This window comes from Micromonospora sp. NBRC 110009 (assembly GCF_030518795.1).
Classification (GTDB): domain Bacteria; phylum Actinomycetota; class Actinomycetes; order Mycobacteriales; family Micromonosporaceae; genus Micromonospora.
In genome coordinates this window covers 3,568,318-3,593,149 of the sequence record NZ_CP130427.1, presented here as the reverse complement: position 1 = coordinate 3,593,149, position 24,832 = coordinate 3,568,318, and the positions used below count along the sequence as shown (strand labels likewise).

Annotated in this window: 31 protein-coding genes and 1 pseudogene; 14 read left to right on the top strand and 18 right to left on the bottom strand. The window is 73.3% G+C overall.

Annotated features, from left to right (window positions below):
* Positions 1-4: 4 nt before the first annotated feature.
* A complete protein-coding gene (locus Q2K19_RS17215; protein WP_302762293.1) occupies positions 5-658 on the bottom strand; it encodes an isochorismatase family protein in 654 nt (217 codons plus the stop codon).
* Positions 659-746: 88 nt separating this feature from the next.
* Positions 747-1,499 (bottom strand): lysophospholipid acyltransferase family protein, encoded by a 753-nt coding sequence (locus tag Q2K19_RS17210; RefSeq protein ID WP_302762291.1) that lies wholly within the window; start codon positions 1,497-1,499, stop codon positions 747-749.
* 122 nt (positions 1,500-1,621) lie between these two features.
* On the opposite strand from Q2K19_RS17210, the gene Q2K19_RS17205 reads away from it, so the two are divergent.
* Complete coding sequence (locus Q2K19_RS17205) at positions 1,622-2,269, top strand: alpha/beta hydrolase (protein WP_302762289.1); 648 nt, start codon at positions 1,622-1,624, stop codon at positions 2,267-2,269.
* Positions 2,270-2,287: 18 nt separating this feature from the next.
* Complete coding sequence (locus tag Q2K19_RS17200; protein WP_302762287.1) at positions 2,288-2,680, top strand: VOC family protein; 393 nt, start codon at positions 2,288-2,290, stop codon at positions 2,678-2,680.
* A 50-nt stretch (positions 2,681-2,730) separates the two neighbouring features.
* On the opposite strand, the gene Q2K19_RS17195 is transcribed toward Q2K19_RS17200, so the two are convergent.
* On the bottom strand, positions 2,731-4,794 hold the full coding sequence (locus tag Q2K19_RS17195) for an amylo-alpha-1,6-glucosidase (RefSeq protein ID WP_302762285.1): 2,064 nt from the start codon (positions 4,792-4,794) through the stop codon (positions 2,731-2,733).
* On the bottom strand, positions 4,794-5,165 hold the full coding sequence (locus Q2K19_RS17190; protein WP_302762283.1) for an SCP2 sterol-binding domain-containing protein: 372 nt from the start codon (positions 5,163-5,165) through the stop codon (positions 4,794-4,796). Before Q2K19_RS17190 ends, Q2K19_RS17195 begins: the two co-directional genes overlap by 1 nt.
* 375 nt (positions 5,166-5,540) lie before the next feature.
* Here Q2K19_RS17190 and Q2K19_RS17185 point away from each other — a divergent pair, with 375 nt between their 5' ends.
* Positions 5,541-6,068 carry a DNA glycosylase AlkZ-like family protein gene (locus Q2K19_RS17185; protein WP_302762281.1) on the top strand — a complete coding sequence of 176 codons (528 nt, stop codon included), beginning with the start codon at positions 5,541-5,543 and terminating at the stop codon, positions 6,066-6,068.
* A 71-nt stretch (positions 6,069-6,139) separates the two neighbouring features.
* On the opposite strand, the gene Q2K19_RS17180 is transcribed toward Q2K19_RS17185, so the two are convergent.
* From Q2K19_RS17180 to Q2K19_RS17155, 6 genes are all read right to left on the bottom strand, one after another.
* Entirely contained in the window at positions 6,140-6,556 is a 417-nt protein-coding gene (locus Q2K19_RS17180; protein WP_302762279.1) for a CBS domain-containing protein, read from the bottom strand.
* Positions 6,557-6,622: 66 nt separating this feature from the next.
* Positions 6,623-7,063, bottom strand: coding sequence for a PPOX class F420-dependent oxidoreductase (locus Q2K19_RS17175; RefSeq protein WP_302762277.1), 441 nt, complete (start codon positions 7,061-7,063; stop codon positions 6,623-6,625).
* A gap of 166 nt (positions 7,064-7,229) precedes the next feature.
* Positions 7,230-8,255, bottom strand: a complete 1,026-nt coding sequence (locus Q2K19_RS17170) for an aspartate-semialdehyde dehydrogenase (RefSeq protein ID WP_302762275.1) — start codon at positions 8,253-8,255, stop codon at positions 7,230-7,232.
* A 242-nt stretch (positions 8,256-8,497) separates the two neighbouring features.
* Positions 8,498-9,844 (bottom strand): M16 family metallopeptidase, encoded by a 1,347-nt coding sequence (locus Q2K19_RS17165; protein ID WP_302762274.1) that lies wholly within the window; start codon positions 9,842-9,844, stop codon positions 8,498-8,500.
* A complete protein-coding gene (locus tag Q2K19_RS17160; RefSeq protein ID WP_302762273.1) occupies positions 9,841-11,139 on the bottom strand; it encodes a M16 family metallopeptidase in 1,299 nt (432 codons plus the stop codon). The genes Q2K19_RS17165 and Q2K19_RS17160 overlap by 4 nt, the downstream gene beginning before the upstream one ends.
* Before the next feature lie 150 nt (positions 11,140-11,289).
* Positions 11,290-11,502, bottom strand: coding sequence for a hypothetical protein (locus Q2K19_RS17155; protein WP_302762272.1), 213 nt, complete (start codon positions 11,500-11,502; stop codon positions 11,290-11,292).
* 306 nt (positions 11,503-11,808) lie between these two features.
* On the opposite strand from Q2K19_RS17155, the gene Q2K19_RS17150 reads away from it, so the two are divergent.
* From Q2K19_RS17150 to Q2K19_RS17140, 3 genes are all read left to right on the top strand, one after another.
* A complete protein-coding gene (locus Q2K19_RS17150) occupies positions 11,809-12,894 on the top strand; it encodes a 3-deoxy-7-phosphoheptulonate synthase (RefSeq protein WP_302762271.1) in 1,086 nt (361 codons plus the stop codon).
* A gap of 283 nt (positions 12,895-13,177) precedes the next feature.
* The gene (locus Q2K19_RS17145; RefSeq protein ID WP_446839807.1) at positions 13,178-13,408 is read left to right on the top strand and encodes a hypothetical protein; all 231 of its coding nucleotides are present in this window, start codon (positions 13,178-13,180) and stop codon (positions 13,406-13,408) included.
* A gap of 31 nt (positions 13,409-13,439) precedes the next feature.
* Positions 13,440-13,652, top strand: a complete 213-nt coding sequence (locus tag Q2K19_RS17140) for a hypothetical protein (protein WP_302762269.1) — start codon at positions 13,440-13,442, stop codon at positions 13,650-13,652.
* Positions 13,653-13,737: 85 nt separating this feature from the next.
* Here the strand turns inward: Q2K19_RS17140 and Q2K19_RS17135 are convergent, their stop codons facing one another.
* The 3 genes from Q2K19_RS17135 to Q2K19_RS17125 are packed head-to-tail and all read right to left on the bottom strand — an operon-like array spanning position 13,738 to position 14,947.
* Positions 13,738-14,274 (bottom strand): DUF1360 domain-containing protein, encoded by a 537-nt coding sequence (locus tag Q2K19_RS17135; protein ID WP_302762268.1) that lies wholly within the window; start codon positions 14,272-14,274, stop codon positions 13,738-13,740.
* 32 nt (positions 14,275-14,306) lie between these two features.
* The gene (locus Q2K19_RS17130; protein WP_302762267.1) at positions 14,307-14,630 is read right to left on the bottom strand and encodes a hypothetical protein; all 324 of its coding nucleotides are present in this window, start codon (positions 14,628-14,630) and stop codon (positions 14,307-14,309) included.
* Positions 14,630-14,947: a DUF6158 family protein gene (locus Q2K19_RS17125; protein WP_302762266.1), complete on the bottom strand. Its 318-nt coding sequence runs from the start codon at positions 14,945-14,947 to the stop codon at positions 14,630-14,632. Before Q2K19_RS17125 ends, Q2K19_RS17130 begins: the two co-directional genes overlap by 1 nt.
* Before the next feature lie 121 nt (positions 14,948-15,068).
* On the opposite strand from Q2K19_RS17125, the gene Q2K19_RS17120 reads away from it, so the two are divergent.
* Together Q2K19_RS17120 and Q2K19_RS17115 are read left to right on the top strand one after the other, a co-directional pair.
* Entirely contained in the window at positions 15,069-15,485 is a 417-nt protein-coding gene (locus Q2K19_RS17120; protein ID WP_302762265.1) for a hypothetical protein, read from the top strand.
* 26 nt (positions 15,486-15,511) lie between these two features.
* Complete coding sequence (locus Q2K19_RS17115; protein WP_302762264.1) at positions 15,512-15,841, top strand: DUF3817 domain-containing protein; 330 nt, start codon at positions 15,512-15,514, stop codon at positions 15,839-15,841.
* Between the two features lies 1 nt (position 15,842).
* Here Q2K19_RS17115 and Q2K19_RS17110 read toward each other — a convergent pair whose 3' ends face one another.
* Positions 15,843-16,361: a DUF6232 family protein gene (locus Q2K19_RS17110; RefSeq protein ID WP_302762262.1), complete on the bottom strand. Its 519-nt coding sequence runs from the start codon at positions 16,359-16,361 to the stop codon at positions 15,843-15,845.
* 501 nt (positions 16,362-16,862) lie between these two features.
* Here Q2K19_RS17110 and Q2K19_RS17105 point away from each other — a divergent pair.
* Positions 16,863-17,831, top strand: coding sequence for a C40 family peptidase (locus Q2K19_RS17105; protein WP_302762260.1), 969 nt, complete (start codon positions 16,863-16,865; stop codon positions 17,829-17,831).
* Positions 17,832-17,904: 73 nt separating this feature from the next.
* Here the strand turns inward: Q2K19_RS17105 and Q2K19_RS17100 are convergent, their stop codons facing one another.
* The 3 genes from Q2K19_RS17100 to Q2K19_RS17090 all read right to left on the bottom strand — a co-directional run bounded on the left by Q2K19_RS17100 (position 17,905) and on the right by Q2K19_RS17090 (position 21,195).
* Complete coding sequence (locus Q2K19_RS17100; protein ID WP_189197923.1) at positions 17,905-18,894, bottom strand: sigma-70 family RNA polymerase sigma factor; 990 nt, start codon at positions 18,892-18,894, stop codon at positions 17,905-17,907.
* A 442-nt stretch (positions 18,895-19,336) separates the two neighbouring features.
* On the bottom strand, positions 19,337-20,284 hold the full coding sequence (murQ, locus tag Q2K19_RS17095; RefSeq protein WP_302762258.1) for an N-acetylmuramic acid 6-phosphate etherase: 948 nt from the start codon (positions 20,282-20,284) through the stop codon (positions 19,337-19,339).
* Complete coding sequence (locus Q2K19_RS17090) at positions 20,281-21,195, bottom strand: MurR/RpiR family transcriptional regulator (protein WP_302762256.1); 915 nt, start codon at positions 21,193-21,195, stop codon at positions 20,281-20,283. The genes murQ and Q2K19_RS17090 overlap by 4 nt, the downstream gene beginning before the upstream one ends.
* A 309-nt stretch (positions 21,196-21,504) precedes the next feature.
* Between Q2K19_RS17090 and Q2K19_RS17085 the strand changes: the two genes are divergently transcribed.
* Positions 21,505-22,194, top strand: a complete 690-nt coding sequence (locus Q2K19_RS17085; protein ID WP_302762254.1) for an SDR family NAD(P)-dependent oxidoreductase — start codon at positions 21,505-21,507, stop codon at positions 22,192-22,194.
* Here Q2K19_RS17085 and Q2K19_RS17080 read toward each other — a convergent pair.
* On the bottom strand, positions 22,179-22,892 hold the full coding sequence (locus tag Q2K19_RS17080; RefSeq protein ID WP_302762252.1) for a dTMP kinase: 714 nt from the start codon (positions 22,890-22,892) through the stop codon (positions 22,179-22,181). The genes Q2K19_RS17085 and Q2K19_RS17080 overlap by 16 nt on opposite strands.
* 152 nt (positions 22,893-23,044) lie before the next feature.
* Between Q2K19_RS17080 and Q2K19_RS17075 the strand changes: the two genes are divergently transcribed.
* The 4 genes and pseudogenes from Q2K19_RS17075 (at position 23,045) to Q2K19_RS17060 (ending at position 24,814) form a co-directional block, all read left to right on the top strand.
* Entirely contained in the window at positions 23,045-23,626 is a 582-nt protein-coding gene (locus tag Q2K19_RS17075) for a nucleotidyltransferase (protein ID WP_302762251.1), read from the top strand.
* Complete coding sequence (locus Q2K19_RS17070) at positions 23,623-23,892, top strand: hypothetical protein (RefSeq protein WP_302762249.1); 270 nt, start codon at positions 23,623-23,625, stop codon at positions 23,890-23,892. Before Q2K19_RS17075 ends, Q2K19_RS17070 begins: the two co-directional genes overlap by 4 nt.
* A gap of 10 nt (positions 23,893-23,902) precedes the next feature.
* Positions 23,903-24,680: pseudogene (locus tag Q2K19_RS17065) on the top strand (metallophosphoesterase family protein).
* Entirely contained in the window at positions 24,671-24,814 is a 144-nt protein-coding gene (locus tag Q2K19_RS17060) for a GPGG-motif small membrane protein (protein WP_167537057.1), read from the top strand. Before Q2K19_RS17065 ends, Q2K19_RS17060 begins: the two are co-directional and overlap by 10 nt.
* Positions 24,815-24,832: the final 18 nt, after the last annotated feature.

Sequence of the window (24,832 nt, the reverse complement as noted above, 5' to 3'; positions counted from 1 at the left end):
GGAGTCAGGCTCCGACCGGGATCGCGTCGACGGCTCCGGGTCGCGGCGCGCCGCCGGACGCGCCGAGCGGGAGTTGTCGCACGACCTCGGCGACCGTCCGCACGGTGGCGAACCGGCCGGCGAGGGCGTACTCGGTGCGGGCGATCATGTCGGCGGTGGAGAGGGTGCGCGGGTCGGCGAGGATCTCCTCCAGCGAGGCGTCCGCCGGCAGGTCGCGGTGCGGCGTGGGGAAGGTGACCGTCGCGTCGGTCACGAAGGTCATCTCGTAGCCCAGGTCGGCGCCGACCCGGGTGGTGGTCTCGACGCACTGCTCGGTCCGGATGCCGCAGACCGTGAGGTCCCGGATCCCGGCGAGGGTGAGGAGCTGCTGGAGGTTGGTCGTGGTGAAGGCGTTGTGCGACGTCTTCACCAGCGTCGGCTCCCCGGCGGCCGGGGCGAGGCCGTTGATCAGCCGGACGTGCCCGTTGGCCGGGTCGAACACGCCACCGGTGCCCGGCTCGGCGTGCAGGACCCATACCACCAGGTCGCCGCGGTGGCGGGCCGCGTCGACCAGCTTGTTGACCTGGTCGACGATGGCGGGCTGGGAGGCGTACGCCCAGTTGGGGCGCTGCCGGAAGGACTCCTGGACGTCGATGACGACGAGTGCTGCTCTGCTCATGACTTCGATCCTGGCCGGGCGGACGCCGCGGCGGCAGGCACCATCATGCCTGGATGCGGAACGATCCGGTCAGCCGCCTGGCGGCGCGTCAGGAGGCGCTGCGGGCGCCGCGGCCCGGGCGGTCCAGCGCGGCGGCCTCCTCCGGGGTGGGCGCGCCGCCCCCCAGGTGGGCCGGCTGCCACCAGGCGTCGTCCGGGCCGGCCGGCTGCTCCGGGTAGTTCCGCTGGGCCCGGTCGACCAGTCCGGCGAGCCGGGTGCGCAGCTCGGCGGTCAGCGTGGTGGCGTCCGGATGGGCGGCCGGGTCCATCGGCTCGCCGACCAGGATGGTGATCGGGGTGTGCCGACGGGTCAGGGTGCGCGGCCGGCCCTTGGTCCAGAGCCGCTGGGTGCCCCAGAGGGCGACCGGCAGCAGTGGCACCCCGGCCTCCTGCGCCATCCGGGCGGCGCCGTTCTTCAGGTCCTTGACGGTGAAGGAGCGGCTGATGGTCGCCTCCGGGAAGACCCCGACCACCTCGCCGCGACGCAGCGCGCCGACCGCCGCGGCGTACGACCCGGCGCCGGCCGCCCGGTTCACCGGGATGTGCTTCATGCCCCGCATCAGCGGGCCGGAGACCTTGTGCCGGAAGACGGAGTCCTTGGCCATGAACCGGACCAGGCGACGGGACTCGAGTGCGCCGTAGCCGCAGAAGATGAAGTCCAGGTAGCTGACGTGGTTGCTGGCCAGCACGGCGCCGCCGGTACGCGGCACGTGGTGGCTGCCCTCGACGGTGAGCCGCAGGTCGAGGACCCGGAACATCGTCTTGGCGGCGGCGATCACGGGCGGATACACGAGTTCCGACATCCGCCAACTTTACCCCGAGTAGGTTACGCGACCGTAGGGGCGGAGTCCGTCCTCGGGCACCTTCTTCTGCCCGCGGCAGAGCCGCCTCGCCGGGACGTCGCGTCGGCGGGCACGATGGCGGGATGACGGAACGCGCGGTGCTGCTCTGGATCCACGGCGGCGGCTGGCGGGGCCGGTACCACGAGGACGGTGCCGCGCTGGCCCCGCTCGGGCTACGGGTGGTCGCCGCGACCTACCGGTTCGTGGACGAGGCCCGCTGGCCGGCCCAGCTCGACGACGTGCGCGCCGCGGCCCGCGCGGCCCGGATGGCGGCGGACGGGCTGCCGCTGCTGGTCGGGGGCGACTCGGCCGGTGGGATGCTCGCCCTGCACCTCGCCCTGCGCGGGGTGGACCGCCCCGGCGACGTGGCGGCGGCGCTGGCGTACTGGGCGCCGCTCGACCCGCTCGATCCGGAGTACCGGCGGCTGCGCGCCGACGACGACCCGTGGGCCGGCCTGCTCGGCCGTCCGCCCGCCGCGGGCGATCCCGCCACCGTCGACGCGACGGTCGCCACCCACCTCGGTTCCGGCGTTCCGGTGCTGCTGGTGCACGGCCGGGAGGACAGGTCGGTGCCGGCCGGCCAGTCAGTCGACCTCGCGCGCCGGCTGCTCGTCGCCGGGCACCCGGTGCACGCCTGGCTCACCCACGGCGGGCACGCCCTCGACCTGGCCCGCCCGGACATCCGGGCGGTCACCGCCGCGTTCCTGGACACCGTCCTGACGCCCGGCTGAGCCGACTACGGTCAGGGCATGCCCGACCTCGCCTCGATCGTCATCCACTGCCGCGACCCCTACCTGCTCGCCCCGTTCTGGAGCATCGTGACCGGGCTGCCCGTGGTGGAGGAGGACCGGGTCAAGCTCGCCGAGCGGTCGCTGGAGGCGGACGAGTCGGTGCTGCTCCGCGACCCCGCCGGCCGCCATCCGGACGTCTGGATCACGCCTGCAGGGGAGCTGCCCGGCCCCGGCCGGATCCACCTCGACCTGGTCGGGGACGCCGAGGAGCGGGCCGCGGTGTTGGAGGCGGGCGCGACCGTGGTCCGCGAGCTGCCCCGGTGGACGGTGCTGGCCGACCCGGAGGGCAACGAGTTCTGCCTGATCCCCCGCAACGAGGCGCACACCGACCCGCTGGCGGCCGGGACCTGAACGCGGGGTCGAGGCGCCGCCGGGCCGGCGGCGCCCCGACGACGGTCGCCTCAGCCGGAGGCCAGGTTCTGCAGGTCGAGCCGGCCCCGGGCGAAGGCGTCCACCCGACCCCACCGGCCCGGGATGTCCAGCACCTCGATCCGGCCCATGCCCACCGGCAGCCGCGGGTCGACCGCCAGGTGCCCCTCGTGCGGCTCCAGCCCCAGCATGGTGCGGATCAGCAGCAGCGGGGTGCCCGTCGACCAGGCCTGCGGGCTGCACGCCGTCGGGTACTCCACCGGGAACTTGGTCAGCTCCCGCCGGTAGCCGCCGAACGCCTCCGGCAGCCGGCCGTCGAAGTAGGTCGCCGCGTCGAGGATGCCGTTGGCGATGGTGGCCGCCTCCTCGGCGAACCCGTACCGGCGCAGGCCCCAGGCGATGAACGAGTTGTCGAACGGCCAGATCGTGCCGTTGTGGTAGCCGATCGGGTTGTAGCGGACCTCGCCCTCGGCCAGCGTGCGCACTCCCCAACCCGACCAGAGGCGCGGCCCGACCAGGTGCTGCGCGATCTGCGGCGCCCGGTCCTCGTCGACGATGCCGCTCCACAGCAGGTGCCCCACGTTGGAGCTGAGCACGTCGCACTGCCGGCCGTCCGGGTCCAGCGCGAGGGCGTAGAACCCGCCGTCCGGCACCCACCAGTCGCGGTTGAACCGCTCCTTCAGCGCCGCCGCCTCCCGTTCCAACTGCTCGGCGTACGCCGGGTCGTCCCAGAACTCCCGGGCCAGCCGGGCGGCCCGCATCTTCGCGTCGTACGCGTACCCCTGCACCTCGCACGTGGCGCGCGGGAACGGGGGCAGCGTGCCGTCGGAGTACGAGATGGAGTCCCAGGAGTCCTTCCAGCACTGGTTCTCCAGGCCGGTGTCGGTGTTGCGTCGCTCGTACCAGACGTAGCCGTTGCCGGCCAGGTCGGCGTAGTCGTCGACCCACTTCAGCGCGGCGCGGCACTCCCGTTCCAACTCCTTGACCAGCGCGACGTCACCGGTCCACTTCTCGTACTCGTCGAGCAGCACCACGAACAGCGGCGTCGCGTCCACCGAGCCGTAGTACGGCGAGTGCGGCTGCTCCTCGAAGGCGGCCGTCTCGCCGTACCGCATCTCGTGCAGGATCCGGCCCGGGTCCTCGTCCCGGAAGTCGTCGAACCGGGTGCCCTGCAACGCGCCGAGGATCCGCAGCGTGGTCTTGGACATCTCCGGTGCGAACGGCAGCACCTGGAGGCAGGTGAAGATGCTGTCCCGGCCGAACATGGTCATGAACCAGGGCAGGCCGGCGGCCGGAAGCGTCTGCCCGCCGAGGGAGAGCGGCGAGAACCGCAGCGCGGCCAGGTCGACCAGACTGCGCCGGTACGTCGAGGAGACCCGGCCGTGCTCGCTGTTCACCTTCGGCGCCCTCGCGATCCACTCCTCCAGGTCGCGCTGGAGGGCCAGCCGCTCGGTGCCGTGCACCCGCAGTCCCATCCGCAGGTCCCGTCCGCCCGGGCCGACCGCGAAGGTCTGCACGTCGATGGCGGTGTCCCATTGCTCGTTGGGCTCCAGGTGGATGGTGAAGGCGAAGCCGTCGCGGTCGTAGCGGGCCGGCTGCGACGAGGAGATGAGCGTCTCCCGCTTGAAGTTCCCGCGCCGGTAGCCCAACCGCAACTTGTCCGGCTCGGCCTCGCTGTAGATCTCCCCCTTCTTGTTCAGGATCTCGTCCTTGACCTGGAAGAGGTCGGCGAAGTCCGAGGCGGCCGCCATCCGCACCTCCAGATCGACCGCCTTCTCGTCGTGGTTGAGGATGGTCAGCGTCTCCCGGAAGCTGCCGCCCACCGCCCGCTCCCGGATGATCGACAGCTTGGCGTCGACGTAGTGGGTGGCCAGGCCGGGCACCAGGAAGAAGCGCGCCTCGTAGTACTGGAGGTCGTCGTAGGAGAGCGCGTTGAGCCGCTCACCGTTGACGGTCAGCACCCAGCGGGACAGGAAGCGGGTGTCGATGGAGAAGAGACCGGTCGGCTCACTCGGAGTGGCTTCGATGTCGCCGGTGTCCTCGGAGACCACGAAGGTGTTGCCGTCGAGGATTCGAACGGTGTTCGTGTCCGCCATCAGAACCCCTCCCTTCGGAACGAATGGCGCGGCCCACGGGAGTCCGGCGGGCTGGGAAAGAGCCGTTCGACCTGGAGCACCAACCGCAGGTCGCCCGAGACGGTCATGTCCCCGCGCAGCAGGGCGGCGATGGCGTTCTCCTCACCCCTGGCGAGTTCGCCGAAGAGTCGGGGTTCGGTCCCGACGACCGTGTCCGCCTCCTGATCCTGCTGACGGACCTGCAGGTTGCCCCGGTCTATCTTCAGCAGCCAGTGCGTGGTGTGCGCCCCTTCGTGCAGGTCGAACCGAAGGGTTCCGGCGGTCTTCGCCAGCAGGGGTTCGTACCCCCGCCGGTCCAGGTCCTCGAAGAACCTCGTGGTCGCGTCCACCATCGGGTCCACTCCTCCCGCGAGCCGCGGCGTTCGACGTCCGAGGAGGGGTCCCCGCCGGGTACGACGTCAACCTCGCCCGGTTCGGGTGAGTCGTCCCACCCGTCCGGTCGGACCTGGGCCGTAACGTGCTCAGTCGGCGACGAGGAGGGACCATGGCGGCGTTCCGCGCGGTGGTGACCGGCCCGTTGGAGAAGGGCGAGGTGAGCCGGGCGGTCAGCGCCCGGATCCCGGCCGAGTTGACCTACGAATGCCGGGCCTGCCAGGCCCGCCACGTCTCCGGCGCGCTCTTCCAGCAGGCCGGCCTGGCCGGCGGCGTACGCCTGGTGGTCGCCGGCCGGGCGGCCCGGCTGGCGCCGCTGGCCGACCCCGGCACCGGTGCCCGCCGCGGCCGCCGGCACGGACGCGCTGGTCCTGGCGTACCTGCGGCTGTCCGGTCCGGCGACGCCGGGCGACGCGGCGGGGTTCCTGGGCGCCTCGGCCACCGAGCTGCGCCGGGTGTGGCCGGCGGACGCGCTGGCCGAGGTCCAGGTCGACGGCCGGCGGGCCTGGCTGCCCGCGGACCGGCTCGACGCGTTGCGTGGCGCCGCGCCGGCCCGGCTGGTCCGGCTGCTGCCGCCCGGCGACCCGTGGCTCCAGGCCCGCGACCGGGCGCTGCTGGTCCCGGAGAAGGCCCACCAGCGGCAGGTCTGGCGAATGCTGGGCAACCCCGGTGCGCTGCTGGTGGACGGCGAGGTGGCCGGCTCCTGGCGCGCGAAGCAGGCCGGGCGGGGCCGGCTGGAGCTGACCGTGACGCCGTTCCACCGGCTCCCGGCGGCGGTGACCCGGGCCCTGGCCGCCGAGGCGGAAACCGTCGGTGCCGCCCGGGGCGCCGCCGACGTGCGGCTGGCCGTCGAGGCGGGCTGAGCCGAGGCCGGTCCGGACAGCCCGAACGCCGGCCTCCGGTACCGGAGGCCGGCGTCACCGCGGCGGACAGCTCAGTTGTTGGGTTCGTCGGCGCTGATGTCGGCGAGCACCGACTGCGGCTCCCGCTCCACGGCCAGGTCGCCCATGGAGACCAGCCCGACCAGCCGGCCGTCGTCCACCACGGGCAGCCGGCGGACGGCGTACGTCCGCATCAGGTCGGCGGCGGACACCGCGTCGTCGTACTGGCTCACCGTCACGACGTCCTTGGTGGTGATCTGGTTGAGCCGGGTGGTGCTCGGGTCCATGTTCTCGGCGACGCCCCGAACCGTGATGTCCCGGTCCGTGATGATGCCGACCACGTGGTCGCCGTCGGTCACCACCACGTCGCCGATGGCGCTGTCCCGCATCTCCTGGGCTGCGGCGGTGAGGGTGTCGTTGCCGTCCATCGTCACCAACCGGGTCGTCATGAACTCTCCGACCGTTGTCATGGGGCTCCCCTCTCGGTGTCGGCACCGCGGTCTACCCGCCCCGCCGACGGGGTAACCCGCAGTCAATCAGCCGCGCGCCGGCATCCCGTAGACCCGCTCGACGTGCAGCCGCAGCACGAGGCGGCGTTCGGCCACCATGGCCCGCCGGAAGTCGGCCCAGTCCGGGTGTTCGCCCTGCACCGCGCGGTAGAGCCCGACCAGTTCCTCGACGGTCGGGTCGTCCGGGTGCTCCGCCACCGGGGTCAGCTCGGCCCGGGCCTCCGCCACCGCGTACGCCCAGCCGTCCTCGCTGCTGACGTGGAAGCTGGCCCGGGGGTCGCGCCGCAGGTTGGCCGTCTTGGCCCGGCCGTCGGTGACGGAGACCCGGATCAGCCCCCGCTCCCGGTCGAAGGAGTAGACCACGTTGGACAACTGCGGCCGCCCGTCCCGTTTGACGGTGGCGAGGATCCCGAGCCACCGGCTCGCGATGAGGTCGGTCAGGGCCTGCCGGGTCTGCTCGTCCGCCATGCTGCGCTCCCGCGTCGACGCGTCGTGTCGGTACCATCCCACCGCATCGGCGCGCGTGCCGCGAGCTGCGCCGCCCCGGCGTGCCGCCGGGGACGGCAGCAGAGCGCGCAGCGGCACTGCGGCGACGAGCGGTATGCCGCGACCGGCATGCCGCTCGTCGGGAGACTCAGCCGCGCTCGGCGGCGACCAGCTCGGCGAGCTGCACGGCGTTGAGGGCCGCGCCCTTGCGCAGGTTGTCGTTGGCGCAGAACAGGGCCAGCCCGTGCGCCACCGTCTCGTCGGCCCGGATCCGCCCGACGTAGGTCGGGTCCTGGCCGGCCGCCTGCAACGGCGTCGGCACGTCGGAGAGGGCCACCCCCGGCGCGCCGTCCAGCAGCTCGCGGGCCCGCGCCGGGCTGATCGGCCGGGCGAAGCGCGCGTTGATCTGGAGCGAGTGGCCGGTGAACACCGGCACCCGGACGCAGGTGCCGGAGACCTTCAGCTCGGGGATCTCCAGGATCTTGCGGCTCTCGTTGCGCAGCTTCTGCTCCTCGTCGGTCTCGAAGGAGCCGTCGTCCACGATCGAGCCGGCCAGCGGGAGCACGTTGAAGGCGATCGGGCGGGCGAAGGAGCGGGGTGCGGGAAACTCCACCGCCCCGCCGTCGAAGGTGAGCCCGCTGGCGTGCTCGGCGACCTTGCGCACCTGCTCGTCCAGCTCCGCCACGCCGGCCAGGCCGGCGCCGGAGACCGCCTGGTACGTCGAGACCACCAGGCTGACCAGCTCGGCCTCCTGGTGCAGCGGGCGCAGCACCGGCATGGCGGCCATGGTGGTGCAGTTCGGGTTGGCCACGATGCCCTTCGGCCGGTCGGCGATGGCGTGCGGGTTGACCTCGGCGACCACCAGCGGCACCGCCGGGTCCATCCGGAACGCCGACGAGTTGTCGATGACGACCGCGCCGGCCTCGGCGACCCGGGGGGCCAGCTCCCGGGCGGTGCCCTTGCCGGCCGAGAAGAGCACGATGTCCAGCCCGCGGTAGTCCGCGGTGGCCGCGTCCTCGACGGTGACCTCGCCGTCGCGCCAGGGCAGCGTGCGCCCCGCCGACCGGGCCGAGGCGAACAACCGCACCTGCTCCGCCGGGAAGTCGCGCTCCGCCAGCACCCGCCGCATCACGCCACCGACCTGGCCGGTGGCCCCCACAATGCCGATCCTCATGCCCGCGAGGCTACCCAGCCCGGTGGCCCGACCGGGAAGCCTTTCCCACCGCGCGGGCCGGCGCCCGGCCCCGCGCCGGCCGCCGGGCGGGCGCGCCACCTGCAACGACAGCGCTCCGGGACGCTCCGCCCCGGAAGATCGCCCGCCGGCGCCGCGCCGGGCCGGAGCATCCACGCACCCGCCCCCTGCGGCCCGGCGCCGCCCGGACGCGACCGGAATCACACCTCGCCGGGTGCCGGCGGTCAGGGGAGGTGGTCGACGACCTCGCCCAGCCCGGCGGCGACCAGCTCGTCCCGGATCAGCGCCGAGTCGCCCTCGACGACCAGGGTGAGCGAATCCGGGTGCAGGTGCGTCGCGGCCGCCGCGGAGACCTGGTCCACGTCGGCGGCGAGCAGCGCCTCCCGCAGCCGGGCGTGGTAGTCGTCCGGCAGGTCGTGCACCACCAGCGTGGTCAGCGCCGAGGCGATCGCCCGCGGGCTCTGCAGCTCGACCGAGAGCTGGCCGGCCCGCCAGGAGCGGGCCACCGCCAGCTCGTCCTCGGTCACCCCGGTGAGCTGGGTACGCGAGACCTCGCCGACCGCCTCCACCAGGGCCGGCGCGGTCACCGCGGTCTGCACCCCGGAGCTGATCGCGAACCGGCCGAACCGCCGCGACGAGGCGAAGTCGCCACGGATGCCGTACGTGTAGCCGTGCACCTCGCGGAGCAGGTGATTGAGCCGGGAGGTGAACGCCCCGCCGAGCACCGTGCCGGCGAGCGTCGTCGGCACGTGGTCCGGGTGGGCGCGATGCGGGGAGGGGTGCCCGAGGCGGAGCGTGGACTGCACCGAGCCGGGCCGGTCGACCAGGATGACCTTCCGCTGGCCGGGCAGCGACAGCTCGATCGGGCCGCTTTTCTCCACCGGCCCACCCCCGGTGCCGGCGAACGCGGCGGCGGCGAGCGCGTCCAGGTCGAGCCGGTCCAGGTCGCCGGCGACGATCAGCGTGCCCGGGCGGATGAACCACTCGGAGTGGAAGACGGTCACGTCGTCGACGTCCAGGCCGGCCACGCTCTCCGGGTCGCCGTACATCGGCCGGCCCCAGCGGTTCTCGCCGCCGAAGATGTCGGCGCGGAGCACGGCGTCGGCCCGGGGGCCGGGGTTGGCCCAGTCCATCCGCAGCGCGGTCGCCTCGTCGTCGCGGACCCGCAGCACGTCGGCCGGGTCGAGCCGGGGCGTCCGGACGGCCTCGGCGAGCAGCTCGACGGCGGCGCCCAGCCGGTCGACCGGAACCTGCACGCTGACCTGGAACGAGTCCCAGTCCAGCCCGGTCACCAGCTCGGTGCCGAGCGCCTCGATGGCCAGCGCGTACGCGGTGCCGTCCCGCTGCGCGGTGCCCTCCTCCAGGGCCTTGGCGAGGACCCCGCCCAGCCCCTCCTTGCCGACGGGCTCCCGGCCGGCCCCGGCGTCGAGGAGCAGCAGCGCGACGGCCAGGTTCTGCCCGGGCAGGTGCGCGGCGACGACCTGCCCGCCGGCGACGGCCCGCCGGACCACCTGCGGGAACCGGTACGGGCGGGCGGCACCCGGGCCGGGGCGTTCGGTGATCAGCGTCATGCGGTCTTCTCCTCCGGCACGTAGATCAGGGTCACCCGGTCGTGTTCGTTCCGGAGCAGCTCGGCGGCCAGCTCGGCGATCTGCTCGGCGGTGACGGCGAGCCAGGCGGGCAGCCGCTCGCCGGCCTTCGCCGGGTCGGCGAACTGGGTGGCGTACCGGCCCAGGGTGTCGGCCCGCCCGTCCACGGTGGACATCTGCCGCCACCACAGGGTGCTCAGCAGCGCCTTGGCCCGGTCCAGTTCGGCGGCGGTCACCGGCACGGTGGCCAGCTCGTCGATCACCTCGGCCAGCCCGGCCCGCAGCCGCTCGGCGTCGACGCCGGGGCGGGCGGTGGCGGTGGCGATCAGCGGGGCCGGCGCGTGCGCCAGGTCCACCCCGTACGCCCCGACCAGGTCCGGCTGGGCGATCCGCTCGCCGTCGGCCAGGCGCTGGTAGAGGCGGCTGCCCCGGCCGCTGCCGAGCACGGCGGCGAGCACCGTGGCCACGTCGTACCCGGGGCTGCCGAACGGATGGGTGCGGTGCGCGACGTAGACGCGGGGCGCGGGCACGTCGGCGGTCACGGTCTGCCCGGCCGGCCGCCCGGCCACCGGCACGCTGCGCCCGTCGGGCGCGGCGGGGATGGCCTCGCGCATCGGAATCGCGCCGAAGTACTTGTCGGCGAGCGCGAAGACCTCGGCGGCCGTGGTGTCGCCGACCACGGTGAGCACCGCGTTGTTCGGCGCGTAGTAGGTGGTGTGGAACGCCTGGAAGGTGGCCAGGTCGGCGGCGTTCAGGTCGGCCATCGACCCGATCGTGGCGTGGTGGTACGGGTGGCCGGGCGGGTAGAGCAGCGGCAGCAGCCGCAGCCAGGCGTCGCCGTACGGGACGTTCTCGTAGCGCTGGCGGCGCTCGTTCTTGACCACGTCCCGCTGGTTGTCCAGCGTCTCCTCGGTCAGCGCGGGCACCAGGCCGCCCATCCGGTCGGCCTCCAGCCAGAGCGCCAGCTCCAGGTGCTCGGCCGGGACGGTCTCGAAGTAGTTGGTCCGGTCCGGGTTGGTGGTCGCGTTCAGCGACCCGCCGGAGCCCTGGATCAGCTTCATGTGCTCGGTCTTCGCCACGTTCAGCGAGCCCTCGAACATCAGGTGCTCGAAGAGGTGGGCGAAGCCGGTCTGTCCGTCCGGTTCGTGCCGGGACCCCACGTCGTACCAGAGGTTCACCGCGACCGCGGGGGCGGTGCGGTCCTCGCTCACCACCACGCGCAGTCCGTTGTCCAGTCGGGTGGTCTCGATGGGCCAGGGGTAACCGCTGTCGGGCATGGCCCGACGCTATCCGATCTCGCGGGCGGAAAGGTGACGAGCGGGGAGCATCCTCGGGTCCGCCTGGACGGCCGGCGCGGCGCCCGGGAGGATGCCGCGCCGGCCTTCGATCCGATCGGCCACGCGCCGCCGGGTCCGGGGCGCGTCGACTCAGTCGGGCGGCTCGACGGGGGTCACGGTCTGATCGGAGGTCCGGTGTTCCAGGGTGGTGTCCTCGGCGACGTTCCGGTCCTCCCGGATGTCCGATTCGGTGAGGATCGCGTCGGCCTGGGCCTCCGGGTCGTCGCTGCCCGTCCTGGCCTCCTCGGGCAGCAGATGGGCGCGGGACTCGATCCGCTCCTGGTCGCTCTGCTCGTGACTCATGCCGTGCTCCATACCCCCACCGGGGCTCAGCGGAACGGGCCACGCACCGCGTAGCTGATCCCAGCGGGTGGTACCGCGCGGCCAGCGGGTGAGAGCCGCCCGTTGCGTCGGGTAAGCTGGCCGGCGTGACGCGGTCGTATCGATGGTTTAGGCAGCCGGCTGGAGGAGCCGGTGACTCGACCATGATCTGACGTCACTCCTCTTCGAGCCGGCCGGGCAGGGATCTCCCTGCCCTTTCGTGTACGAGCAGCCGGCTCGACCTCGGGCGCCGGCCCCGGGGGCACGGTCGGCGGAAGGAACCCCACCGTGACGACCCCGGACGCCCATCGGGTCATCGACCAGCGGATCGACCGTGTCGTGCCGCTGACCACCCCGGCCCTGCTGCACCACCACCTGCCCCTGGAGGCTCCGCTCGCGGAGGCCGTGGTGGCCGGTCGACGCGCCGTCGGCCGGGTGCTGGACCGGGCCGACGACCGGCTGCTGGTCGTGGTCGGCCCCTGCTCGGTGCACGACCCGGCGGCCGCCCTCGAGTACGCGGGCCGGCTGCGCGAGGCCGCCGACCGGCTCGCCGACGACCTGCTCGTGGTGATGCGGGTCTACTTCGAGAAGCCGCGCTCGACGGTCGGCTGGAAGGGCCTGATCAACGACCCGGGGCTGGACGGCTCCGGCGACGTCAACACCGGCCTGCGGACCGCCCGGGCGCTGCTGCTCGACGTGCTGCGCCTGGGCCTGCCGGTGGGCTGCGAGTTCCTCGACCCGATCACCCCGCAGTACATCGCCGACACCGTGGCCTGGGGCGCGATCGGCGCGCGGACGGTGGAGAGCCAGGTGCACCGGCAGCTCGCCTCCGGCCTGTCCATGCCGATCGGCATGAAGAACCGCCCCGACGGCAGCATCTCCACCGCGGTGGACGCGATCCGGGCGGCCGGCGTGCCGCACGTCTTCCCCGGCATCGACGTCTCCGGCACCCCGGCGATCATGCACACCCGGGGCAACGCCGACGGGCACCTGGTGCTGCGCGGCGGGGGCGGCCGGCCCAACTACGACGCCGAGTCGGTGGCCGCCGCGCTCGACCTGCTCCGGGCGGCCGGCCTGCCCGAGCGGGTGGTGATCGACGCCAGCCACGCCAACAGCGGCAAGGACCACCGCAACCAGCCGCTGGTCGCGGCGGACGTGGCCGCCCAGCTCGCCGCCGGCCAGCGCGGCATCGTCGGGGTCATGCTGGAGAGCTTCCTCCAGCCGGGCCGGCAGGACCTCGACCCGACCCGCGAGCTGGAGTACGGCAAGTCGGTCACCGACGCCTGCATCGGCTGGGACACCACGGCCGAGGTCCTCGACCACCTCGCCGCCGCCGTCCGTGCCCGCCGCGCCACCCTCCCCACCCCCGCCTGACCGCCAGGCCGGGGTGGGGTGGGGTGGACGTGACAGCGCCGCCCGGTCCGGGGACCGGGCGGCGCTGGGTGTCGGTGTGCAGGTCGCCTCTCGGCGAGTGGCACGACGCGGCTCCAGCCGGACGGTATTCCGCGAAGGCAATGGGTGAGGCCCGGGGACACTGGGCACACCGACGTTCTGCACAACGACCGGTGACCGCCGGGTGTTCCGGCCGGCACCGTGTCCGCCGTCACTCGGTCCCGCGCCACGGGCGACGACGTTTGACCGATTCGGGCCCGGGTAGCTGACCGGCGTGACCGACGACGCGCCCGTGACCGAGCAGCCGGACACTCGGCGGCTCGACGACCTGCTCGACGACATCTACCACGGCCAGGAACGGATCACCCAGGCGGACATCTACCGCCGGGCGGTCGCCGCCGAGCTCCCCGCGGAGCTGCTCTCCCGGATCGCCGCGCTCCCCCAGGGCGAGTACGCGATCGACGAGGTCTCCGAGCTGTTGGGCGGGACGGTGTGACCGCCGACCGGACGACGGAGAGGACAGCAGGATGACCGACCAGGACGAGGGTCAGCGACCCCATCCGGAGGCGCTCGGCCAGCCGCCGGCGGCGGTGCCCCCCGACCCCGACCCGGACTTCGCGGAGGAACACGAGGAGACCGCGGTGGACGAGGACGTCATCACCGGCGAGGACGCGGGCCGGCGGGAGCCGGAGTCGGCGCGGGGCTGGGCCGGCGAGAACCACGGCACCTCCGCCACCTGATTTCTACGAGCCGAGGGGCCGGCGGCGCGCCGACCCCTCGCGTCTCGACAACACCAGCGCGGGACGTCGCTGGACAGCCCGCCGGTCACTCCCCGTGCCCGCCCTCGGCCGCCTGCTGGGCGACGGCGTACCCCATCTGGAGGAAGTCGGAGGCGGCGACCGCGGTCAGCGCGGTGGCGACCAGCCGGGTCAGCCGGGGCGCCAGCACGAGTCCGCCGGTGAGCCCGGTGGCGACCCAGACAGCCAGGCAGAACGGGCAGCTCACCAGCTCACCCACGGCGTGCCGGGTGGGACTGCCCTGGTCGCGGACCTGCTCCATCACCTCGCCGCTGCCGATCGGGTGGTCGTAGCGGGTGAAGGGCGCGCGCAGCGGGCTGGTGATGGCGTCCTTGGACAGCAGCCGGCTGAGCTTGTGCGTGGCGATCGAGAGCAGCACCACGTCGCCCGGGCTGGGCCGCTCCGGCACCGGCCGCCCGGTCGCCTTCACCAGGCCCACCAGGGACGCGGTCACCCCCGCGTAGGTGCCCATCGCCACCAGGTAGCCGCCCAGCGGCCGGTGCTCGTGCGGCGCGTACGCCTGGCGCAGCCGCGCCACCTTCTGCTTCAGGCCACTCCCGGTCACCCGGCCTCCTCGGTGCTCGTGGCGGCGCCGGCTCAGCCGGCGGTCAGGTTGTCGGCCACCTCACGGGCGAGACTGGCCAGGATCTCGTCGGCCATGCCGTGGTCGGTGCCGGACAGGTCCAGCCGGACCCGGGCACCGCCGGCGTCGGCCGGCTCGACGTCGATGTCCGCCGACCAGCCGGCGGCCTCGGATCTCCAGCGCGCCCGCATGTCCTCGCTGTCGACGATCTCCACCCGGTGCGTCCCGGCGCGCCGCAGCTCCTCCGGCAGCCAGGCGGCCGACCGGTCCGGGTCGGTGGCGGTGTTGAACACCACCTCGGGCGGCGCGGACATGCCGCGTTCGGCGTGGCTGGCCATCAGCCCTCCCGCAGCCGGCTCGGGTCGACCTCCCGCCCGGGGTGGCGGGCGAGGTACTCGGTTTCCAGCTCCGCCGTCCGGCGCAGGTGGTTGGCGAGTGCCGAGTCGGTGGCGTGCCGCAGCGTGTCCAGCCGGGTCCGGTGCAGGCTCTGCATCTCCCGGATCAGGTCCTCGTCCCCCAGCTCGGCCGGGTCCACCCCGAGCAGCTCGCCGTCGACGTCGCCGGTCATGGTGTCGGTCCGGGCGTGGTCGCCGTCCCACTCGGGCATCCGCTGCTCCGGGCTGGTCTCGCCGGTGCGGCGTACTGATTCGGTCATCGTCGCCCCCTCGTCTCGTTCGGGCTGGCGTCTAGACGGATGCCCACCCGGGATGCCACCAAACCCCGCCACCTACGACACCGCGTCGGAGACGGGCGCCGGCCCCGGTACCCTCGAGGGCATGAAGCGGCTCTGGACACCGGCGTGGATCGCCCGCCACGTGGCCATGGTCGTGCTGGTCGTGGGCTTCCTCGGGCTCGGCTGGTGGCAGGTCACCCGGGCCGCCGGTGGCAACACGCTGAGCTTCGGCTACGCGATCGAGTGGCCGGTCTTCGCCGGCTTCGTGGTCTTCGTCTGGTGGCGTGAGCTGCGGCACACGCTGCGGGGGCGGCCCGAGGAGGAGGTGGCCCCGGCGCCGCCGGCCGCCGCCGGGCCCGAGCCCGCCGCCGCCACCCCGGCGGTACGCCGACCCGTGCGGGTCAGCCGCCAACCGGCCACCCCGGTCGGGGCGGAGGACGGCGACCTCGCCGAGTACAACCGCTACCTGTCATGGTTGAACGCCAACCCGGGCGCGAGGCCCGGTGACTATCCCGGCTGAGGCCGGCTTCGGAAGGACGGACGACGGTGGGCGGAGCCCTTACCCGGTACCGCGTGATCGCCTGGATCGTGGGCGTCGCGCTGGTGGTGCTGGTCCTGATCGGCATGCCGCTGAAGTACTTCTTCGACTACCCGACCGTGGTGGCCGTGGTCGGTACCGCGCACGGCTGGCTGTACATGATCTACCTGGCGCTCACCTTCGACCTGTCGCGGCGGGTCGACTGGCCGCTGAAGCGGATGCTGCTGGTGATGCTCGCCGGCACGGTGCCGTTCGTGTCGTTCTACGCCGAGCGCCGGGTGAGCCACTGGCTGGCCGACGCCGACCGGCCCCGGACTCCGGAGCCGGTCGCCGGCTGAGTCAGCGGTTCGGCCGCCACACCGTGGAGGCCAGCGGCTCCGCCCAGCCACCGAGGCGTACTCCCTCGCGGGCCCGTTGGAGGGCCCGGGTGACCTGCCCGAACTGCCGCTCGTTGTCGCTGCTGAAGAGCAGCACCTCGGCGCCCCGGTACCGCCCCCACAGCTCGTACGCCGGGGGCCGCCAGCGGTCGGCGAGCACCACCAGCAGCACCGGCAGCAGGCCGACCGCGCCGAGCGCCAGATAGGCGGCGGCGGTGAGCCGTTGCAGTCCGCCGGTGAAGCCGAGCAGCACGCCGACCCCGCCGATCAGGGCGGCGGTGACCCCGACCGCGCGGAGGACGAGACGGTCGTGGGGGCCGCGGGTGGTCCAGACCTGGGTGAGCTCGGCGACCGGCCAGCTGGCGCGGCCGACGGTGAAGCGCTCGGCGGTGACGACGATGCCCGGCCGGGCGTAGAGCAGGGTCGGGGCGGCCGCCCGGGCCGAGCGGGGCGGGCGGGTGGTGGAGCCATCGGTCTGCACGGCGTCCTCCCGGGGATCGCGCCGGACTTCCGCGCCACAGGCCAGACGCGCCGATGCGGTGTGGCGGGATTCCCGGATCCGCGCTTCATTGTGTTGCGGTCGCGCCACCCCCGGCATGGCGTTTTCCCTGCTCAGCCCGGCTGGCCCGGCGCCTTGCCCGCCGGGAAAGAGAAGGCATTTCCGGCTTTGTCGGCATATCGCGCCGAGCCGCCTGGCGACATCAGCCGAGAACGACGAATCGGGCCAGCCGCACTATCCACCCATCCCCCTGCGGGCCGCGACGGCGGGCCGGCACACCGGACACGAAGCGTCACCCTCACCAGTGTCACTTTTTGACACTTTGCCAACATTCGCCCCTGCTTCAACTCCCGCCGTCTTCGGTCACGGGTTAGGTTGGGCGGGCCGGTCCGGTCGACCGCCATCCAGCCGGATGGCCCCGGGCTGGTGTCGCCGGGTGCGCATCGCCGCCCCCGGCGACCGTCGGAGAGGAGCTTTCCGCTCTTGTCGTCCTTACGGATCCTGCTGCGCAGCCTGGCGGTGGCCGGCCTCTCGGCCGTGCTGATCGCCCCGGCGTCGGTGGCCCGGGCCCAGCCCACCCCGGCCGAGCTGACGAAGCAGATCGACAAGTCCTCGACTGAGCTGGAGCGAATCGTCGAGTCCTACAACAAGCTCAGCGAGGAGATCAAGGCCAACAAGGCCACCGCGGCCACGTTGCAGGCCAAGATCGGCCCGTTGCAGGCGCAGGCCGAGCAGAGCCGCGCCGACGTCGGGGTCCTCGCCACGACCGCGTACAAGACCGGTGGGCTGCGGACCGCCCAGGCCCTGCTGGATCCGGGCGGGTCGACCTCGCTTCCGGAGCGGCTGGGCGCCCTGGACCAGTTGAGCCGGCAGCACCAGCAGACCATCGACGGCTTCACGGCCAGCCAGCGCAGGCTGATCGACCAGAAGACCCGGCTGGACACCACGCTGGCCCGGCAGGCCGCGCAGGCCAAGCAACTGGCCGCGGGCAAGAAGAAGATCGAGGCGGATCTCTCCCGCCTCTACGAGCTGCGCCGCCAGGCGTACGGGCGGGCCACCGAGGCGCCCAGCAGCTCCAGCTCCGCCGGGAACCCGCCGGCCATCTCCGGCTCCGCCGGGGTGGCGGTGCGGTACGCGTACGGGGCGGTCGGCAAGCCGTACGGCTACGGGGACGACGGCCCGGACAGCTACGACTGTTCGGGGCTCACCCTCGCGGCCTGGCGCGCGGCCGGGAAGTCGTTGCCGCACAACGCGGCGATGCAGTGGGACGCCACCGCGCGGATCAGTCGCGGCTCGCTGAAGCCCGGCGACCTCGTCTTCTACTCCGGCCTCGGACACGTGGCGATCTACGTGGGCAGCGGCCAGATCATCGACGCGCCCAGCGCGGGCCGCAACGTCAGCAAACGGGACATGGACATCATGTCCATCGCCGGCTACGGCCGGGTGCGCTGACCCCGCCGACAGAACGAACGGCCGGCGTCCCCCTATCGGACGCCGGCCGTTCGTCGTGTCAATTGTTACCAGGTCAGGCGGCCTGCAGCCCCTCGGCCCGGGCCAGCTCACGGAGCCGGCCGAGGGCCTGGATCTCCAGCTGGCGGATCCGCTCCCGGGAGAGCGAGAACCGCGAGGCGACCTCGGTCAGCGAGTGCTCGCGCCCGTCCTCGAGGCCGTAGCGGGCCCGCATGATGCCGGCCGAACGGTCGTCGAGGTGGTTGAGCAGACCCTCGATCCGCTGCCGCTCAAGGCCGGTGAGGACGATCTCCTCCGGCGACGGGGCGTCGCTGTCGGCGACCAGGTCGCCGAGGTTGGTGTCGCCGTCGTCGCCCACCGGGGTGTCCAGCGAGACGGTGTCCTGCGACCAGCGGCGCAGCTCGTTGACCCGCTCGACGGTGACGCCGAGCGCCGCCGCGATCTGCTCCGGCTCCGGGTCGCTGCCCAGCTCACGGGTGAGCTGCCGGGCCACGTTGCGCATCCGGTTGACGTCCTCGACCAGGTGCACGGGCAGCCGCACGGTGCGCTCCTGCTGCGCGATCGCCCGGCTGATCGCCTGGCGGATCCACCAGGTCGCGTAGGTGGAGAACTTGTAGCCGCGCTCGTAGTCGAACTTCTCGACCGCCCGGACCAGGCCGGTGTTGCCCTCCTGGATCAGGTCCAGCATGGGCATGCCCGAGCGCACGTAGCGGCGGGCGATCGAGACGACCAGCCGCAGGTTGGCGCGGATGAACAGGTCCTTCGCGCGCTCACCCTCCACGACCAGCCGCTCCAGGTCCTCCCGGTCGACGCCGTCGGGAACGCGGTCCTCGCCGAGCAGGTGCTCGGCGTACAGGCCGGCCTCGATCGCCTTGGAGAGGTCGACCTCCTTGGCGGCGTCCAGCAGCGGCGTCCGGGAGATCTCGTGCAGGTAGACGCCGACCAGGTCCCGCTCCTCGGCGACCTCGTCGGTACGCATGCCGATGTTCTTGTCCACGATTGCCACGGTCCCCTCGCTCGCGCCGGTTGCCCGGTTCCTTGCCATCCCCACGTTCATCAGCCCTCCCCGTAACCTCCGCTGTGCCCGTAGGTGCTGACACCTACACAACAGATGAGACGCGTCGGGGATTCCATGTCGTGAGCCGAAACTGTCACGAATGCCTGAGTAGTAGCTGAGAGCCCGGTCCATGTTTGCTGTCAGGACCCCTGCTCGGGTGGCTCCCGTACGCCCTGGTGGCAGGGCATCGGAGCAGCGGAATCGTCGTCCGCCCACGGAATCGCACCATTGCGAATTCCATGAACACAGCGACCCGCGTCACCGCGTCATTGCGATCCTGGTCACTGCGAGATACGCGTCCGTGGGCCGGTCGGTTCAGCCACGGGTGAGGATTACCCCACGCCTCCTTGAACAATCCGGAGCGCGCGACACGTCCCCCCGGCAGCGTGACGCGCGTCGCATCTGGCGGCGGGAGGGTGCGGAAGGGCGGTCAGGAGGCGAGCAGGGCCAGCGCGCCGCGTACCTGGTCGGCGGAGCGGGCCAGGGCGGCCCGGGCGGCGGAGACCTCCGCGCCGGAGACCAGGGAGACCAGGGCGGTCTTGAGGTCACCGTCGGCCTGTTGCAGCGCGGCCTGGCAGAGCTCCTCGGGGCAGCCGGTGGCCTCGATCAGGATCGAGATCATCCGGCCGCGCAGCTTGGCGTTGGTGGCCACCATGTCGATCATCAGGTTCGAGTAGACCCGGCCGAGGCGCACCATGACGGCCGTGGAGAACGTGTTGAGCACCAGCTTCTGCGCGGTGCCCGCCTTCATCCGGGTCGACCCGGTGACCACCTCCGGTCCGGTGTCCACCCCGATGAAGACGTCCACCGTCGAGGCGGCGTCCGCCTCCGGATTGGCGCAGAGCAACACGGTCGAGGCGCCCTGAGCCCGGGACGCGCCGAGCGCCCCGAGGACGTACGGGGTGCGACCGCTGGCGGCCAGCCCGACCACCAGGTCGCCGGGGCGTACGCACTCGGCCGCCTCGGCGGCGCCGCCGCGTTCGTCGTCCTCGGCGTCCTCCACGGCCCGCCACATCGCCTCCGGCCCCCCGGCCAGGTGGGCGCAGAACCAGTGCCGCGGCGAGTTGAAGGTGGGGGCCAGCTCGGCGGCGTCCAGCACGCCGAGTCGACCCGAGGTGCCGGCGCCGAAGTAGTGCACCCGGTGACCGCCGCGCAGCGCGGCCACCGCCAGGTCGACGGTCTCGGCGATCTCGTCGAGCACGGCGGCCACCGCGGCCGGCACCCGCCGGTCCGCCTCGTTGATGACGGTGAGCACGTCCCGGGTCGACATCAGGTCGAGGTCCAGGCTGTGCGGGTTGCGCCGCTCGGTCGGCGCGCCGACCCGCACCACGGGCCGCATCGCGTCCACCTCGTCCCGCTCCATCCGGCCCGTCGTCATGCCCGCCTCCGGCCGGAGCCCACCCGGTGCGACTGGACGGCCTCGGCCGTCGCCTCCAGTGCCTTGCGGGCCTTGGCCCGGTTACGCGCGGCCACCCCGACGAAGAGGCAGTCGACCACGGTCAGCTGGGCCAGCCGGCTGGCCATCGCCCCGGAGCGGTATGTGGTCTCCCGGGCGGCGGTGGTCAGCACGAAGTCGGCGACCTCGGTGATCGGCGAGCGCGGGAAGTTGGTCAGCGCGACCGTGGTGGCGCCCCGGGCCCGGGCCTGCTCCAGCACCTCGATGACGTCCGAGGTGGTGCCGGTGTGCGAGATGCCCACGGCGACGTCGCCCCGGCCGAGCAGGGCCGCGGAGGTCAGCGCGGTGTGCACGTCGGGGAAGTAGAAGGCGGTCCGGCCGATGCGGTGCAGCTTCTGCTGGAAGTCGGAGGCGACGAAGCCGCTGGCGCCGGCGCCGTAGACGTCGATCCGGCCGGCCGCGCCGATCGCCTCGACCACCTGCTCGCAGACCGCCGGGTCGAGCTGCTCGGCCGTCTCCTCGACGGCCCGTGCGTCGTTGAAGGCGATGGTCGCGATGATCTGCGCCAGGTCGGCGCCGGGCGGGATGTCGCCACCGACCACCCGGGCGTCCGGCGGCTCGATCCGGCGGGCGGCCTCGGCGGCGAGCCGGATCCGTAGCTGGGGGTAGCCGTCCATGCCGACCGACCGGCAGAACCGGATGACGGTGGCCTCCGAGGTCTCGGCGGCGGTGGCGAGGTCGGTGATGGTGCGCCGGGCGGCGTCCGCGGGATCGGCGACGACCAGCCGGGCGACCCGCTGCTCGGCCGGGGACAGCGACGGGAGCAGGCCACTGATGTGGACGATCAGTCCACCGGGCTCGTGACTCGCAGAAATCTTCGGACTCTTCGCCACGGATGAAACTTACTTTCATGAGGCGTGACCGTCAACCATGACGGCGCGTATCGGGAAAAGTACCGCCTTCCGCGCGGGTCCCGCGCGGCAAGGGTCCCATTCCCGCAGCCCGGCCGCCTCCTCCGGTCCGGTCGACTCGGCCACCCCGGCCCACCAGCGGACGGGCCGTCGTCCACGGCGCCCCGGCCGGACGGCCGGCACGCGTCGCCGGACGGCCGGGCCGACCCGCCGGACGAGGGCCGCCGGCGTCGAGCGGGCCGGATCGCGCCCGGGCCACCGACGAGCGGACCGGGCCGCTAGCGTGTGCCCATGGTGGAGCGCACGGTGCTGGTGACCGGCGGCACGGGCGGGCTGGGCGGCGCGGTCACCGCCGCCTTCCTGAAGGCCGGGTGGCGGGTGGTCGTACCCGATCGGAAGGGCGGGGAGACGACGCCGGCGACGTCCGGACCGGTCCGCGTCGTCGCGGATCTGCTGGAACCCGCCGGAGTGGCCCGCGCGGTCGAGGCGGCCACGGCCGACCCGACCGCGCCGCTGCGGGCGGTGGTCAACCTCGTCGGTGGCTACGCCAGCGGCGGGCTGGTGCACGAGACCCCGGTCGAGGAGTTCGACCGGATGCTGCGGATCAACCTACGCCCGACGTACCTGGTCACCCAGGCGGCGCTGCCGCACCTGACGGCGGCCGGCGGCGGTGCGGTGGTCTGCGTGTCGGCGCGGGCGGCGGTGGCGCCCTTTGCCCGCGCGGCCGGCTACGCCACCGCCAAGGCGGCGGTGGTCGCCTTCGCCAACGCGGTCGCGGTGGAGTACCGGCAGCACGGCGTGCGGTGCAACACGGTGCTGCCCAGCGTCATCGACACCCCGGCCAACCGGGCCGCCCAGCCGGATGCCGACCATGGGCGCTGGGTGCCGCCGGCCGAGATCGCCGGGGTGATCCGCTTCCTGGCCTCCGACGAGTCCGCGCCGACCAGCGGGGCGAGCATCCCGGTCTACGGGCGGGCCTGAGCCGGGACGGGACCGTCCCGGCCGGCGCCGCCCGCGGGCGGGCGGGTGCCCTCGGCCGGCGGGTCGCCGGGAAGCCACTCGGTGAGGTGGTCCTGGATTCGGCGGGACACCTCCTCGGGCGTGCCGCTGGCGTCGACCACCACGAAACTGCCGTACTCGGGCAGCGTCCGGTAGGCGGTGGCGGCGGTGGTGAGCCAGCTCATGCTCTCGTGGTCGGTGCCGCGCCGCTCGATCCGCCGGTACGCCTCGGCCGGGTCCACGGTGAGCAGGAAGGTGACCTGGGGCGCCGGGAAGATGCGGTAGCCGGCCCGGGCCAGCCGCTCCCAGCGCTGCCCGCCGTGCGCCCGGATGCTGGCGTACTGGCAGGCGGCGTAGCGGTCCATCACCGCGGTGCGGCCGGTCGCCAGGCAGCTCAGCATCGCCAGGGCGATGGCGAGCCAGCGGAGCACGGACTCGACGGCGAGCAGGCCCTCCCGCCCGACGAGACGTTGGGCGTCGGGCCGGCCGAGCCGGTGGGCGAGGCGGCCGAGCCAGCGCCGGCCGCCGGCGTTGCGGTGGTAGGTGGCGGGTTGGCCGGCGGCGGTGAGCGCCTCGGCGAGCCGGTGAGCCTGGGTGGTCTTGCCCGATCCGTCGATGCCGATCAGGGCGACGGCGCGCAGTCGGGCCCTGCCGCGCCGCACCCGCAGTGACCTGGCCACCTTCCCGAGGCTATCCGACGGGCGCTCCGCCGTGGGGATTTGTCCGTTCCCGTCCCCCTCCCGCCCCGCCGTGCCGGGAAGAGGTGTGACCGACCGGCACGCCGGGTACGCAACTTCATTCCCACCGCCACCCACGACGACGGGAGATCCAGATGGCCGAGCGCGGGGACGAGAGCCTGGTGCACACCCTGAAGAAGGTCGCCGCCGTGCTCAAGCACTCCGAGATCCCCTTCGCGCTCGGCGGGAGCTTTGCCGTCTACGCCCACGGCGGTCACTCCAGCGACCACGACGTCGACTTCCTGATCCGGGAGCAGGACGTGGACCGGGCCCTGGAGGCGCTGGTCGAGTCCGGCTTCCGCGCCGAGCGCCCGCCGGAGGACTGGCTGGTCAAGGTCTACGACGAGGGGCGGATGGTGGACCTGATCCACCGGCCGATCGAGACCCCGGTGACCGAGGAGACCTTCGCCGACACCGTCGTGCGACCGGTCGACGCGATCCACATGCCGGTCCTCTCGGCCAGCCAGCTGATGGTGCACAAGCTGCTCAGCTTCGAGCAGCACTACTGCGACTTCGCCCGGGCCCTGCCGCTCGCCCGCTCGCTGCGGGAACAGATCGACTGGGAACGGGTACGGAAGGAGACGCAGCACTCGCCGTACGCCGAGGCGTTCCTGGTGCTGCTCGACCGGCTGGACGTGCTGCCCGAGGGCGCGTCCGGAGGAAGGGAGACAGCGTGACCGAGCAGCACGGCGGCGGGCCGCCCGACGAGTACGTGGAGGCGGAGATCCACCGCCTGTTGGCCGAGGACCCCTCCGTCGCCGAACAGGGCATCACGGTGGTCCGCCGCGAGCGCGGCCTGGTGCTCTACGGCGAGGTGGAGAGCCCGCACCGGCGGGAGGAGATCCTGCGCCGGGTCGCCGAGCGGTTCCCGGACGAGCCGATCACCAGCGACATCGGGGTGATCCGTACGCAGGCGCCCAGCCAGGTCGAGGAGCTGCCGTGAGGGAGGATCGATGGTGATCCGGATCGCCGCCGTCGGCGACGTGCACCTGGACCAGGACGTCGTCGGCCGGTTCCGGCCGGCGCTGGATGAGCTGCCGGACTGTGCCGACGTGCTGCTGCTCGCCGGCGACCTGACCCGGCACGGCACCGAGTCCGAGGCGCGCTGCGTGGCGCAGGAGTTCGGCAACCTGGGCGTCCCGGTGATCACCGTGCTCGGCAACCACGATCATCAGTGCGACGAGGTGCCGCAGGTGGTGAAGGTGCTGGAGGACGTCGGCATCACCGTGCTGGAGGGGACCGGGATCGTGCTGGAGTGTGCCGGCGGGCGGCTCGGCGTCGCCGGGGTGAAGGGCTTCGGCGGCGGGTTCGCCGGGCGCTGCGCCAGCGACTTCGGCGAGCCGGAGATGAAGGCGTTCGTCCACACCACCACCGAGAGCGCGGACGCGCTCGGCGCGGCGCTGCGCGGGCTGGAGTGCGATCTGCTGGTGGCGCTGACCCACTACTCCCCGGTGCCGGACACCCTCGCCGGCGAGCCGCTGGAGATCTATCCGTTCCTCGGCTGCTACCAGCTCGGGCAGGCGATCGACTCGGCACCCACGGCACTGGCCCTGCACGGGCACGCCCACCACGGGACCGAGCGGGGCACCACGCCGGGTGGGGTCCGGGTCCGCAACGTCGCCCACCCCGTCATCAAGCAGGCGTACAGCATCTTCCACCTGGGAGATCATCTGGAGTGAGGAGCAGGTTTCCCGGATCGGACGGCCGGGTACTCAGCGGCCATGGAGCTGATTCTGTGGATTCTCGCAGTCGTACTGGTGGTCGCCGGCATTCTCGCGCTGTTCCGCCGGCAGATCCTGTGGGGCATCGTCCTCATCATCGTCGGTCTGCTCGTCGGCCCGGGTGGCGTCAGCATCTTCAGTTAACCGACATGTCCTGACCAC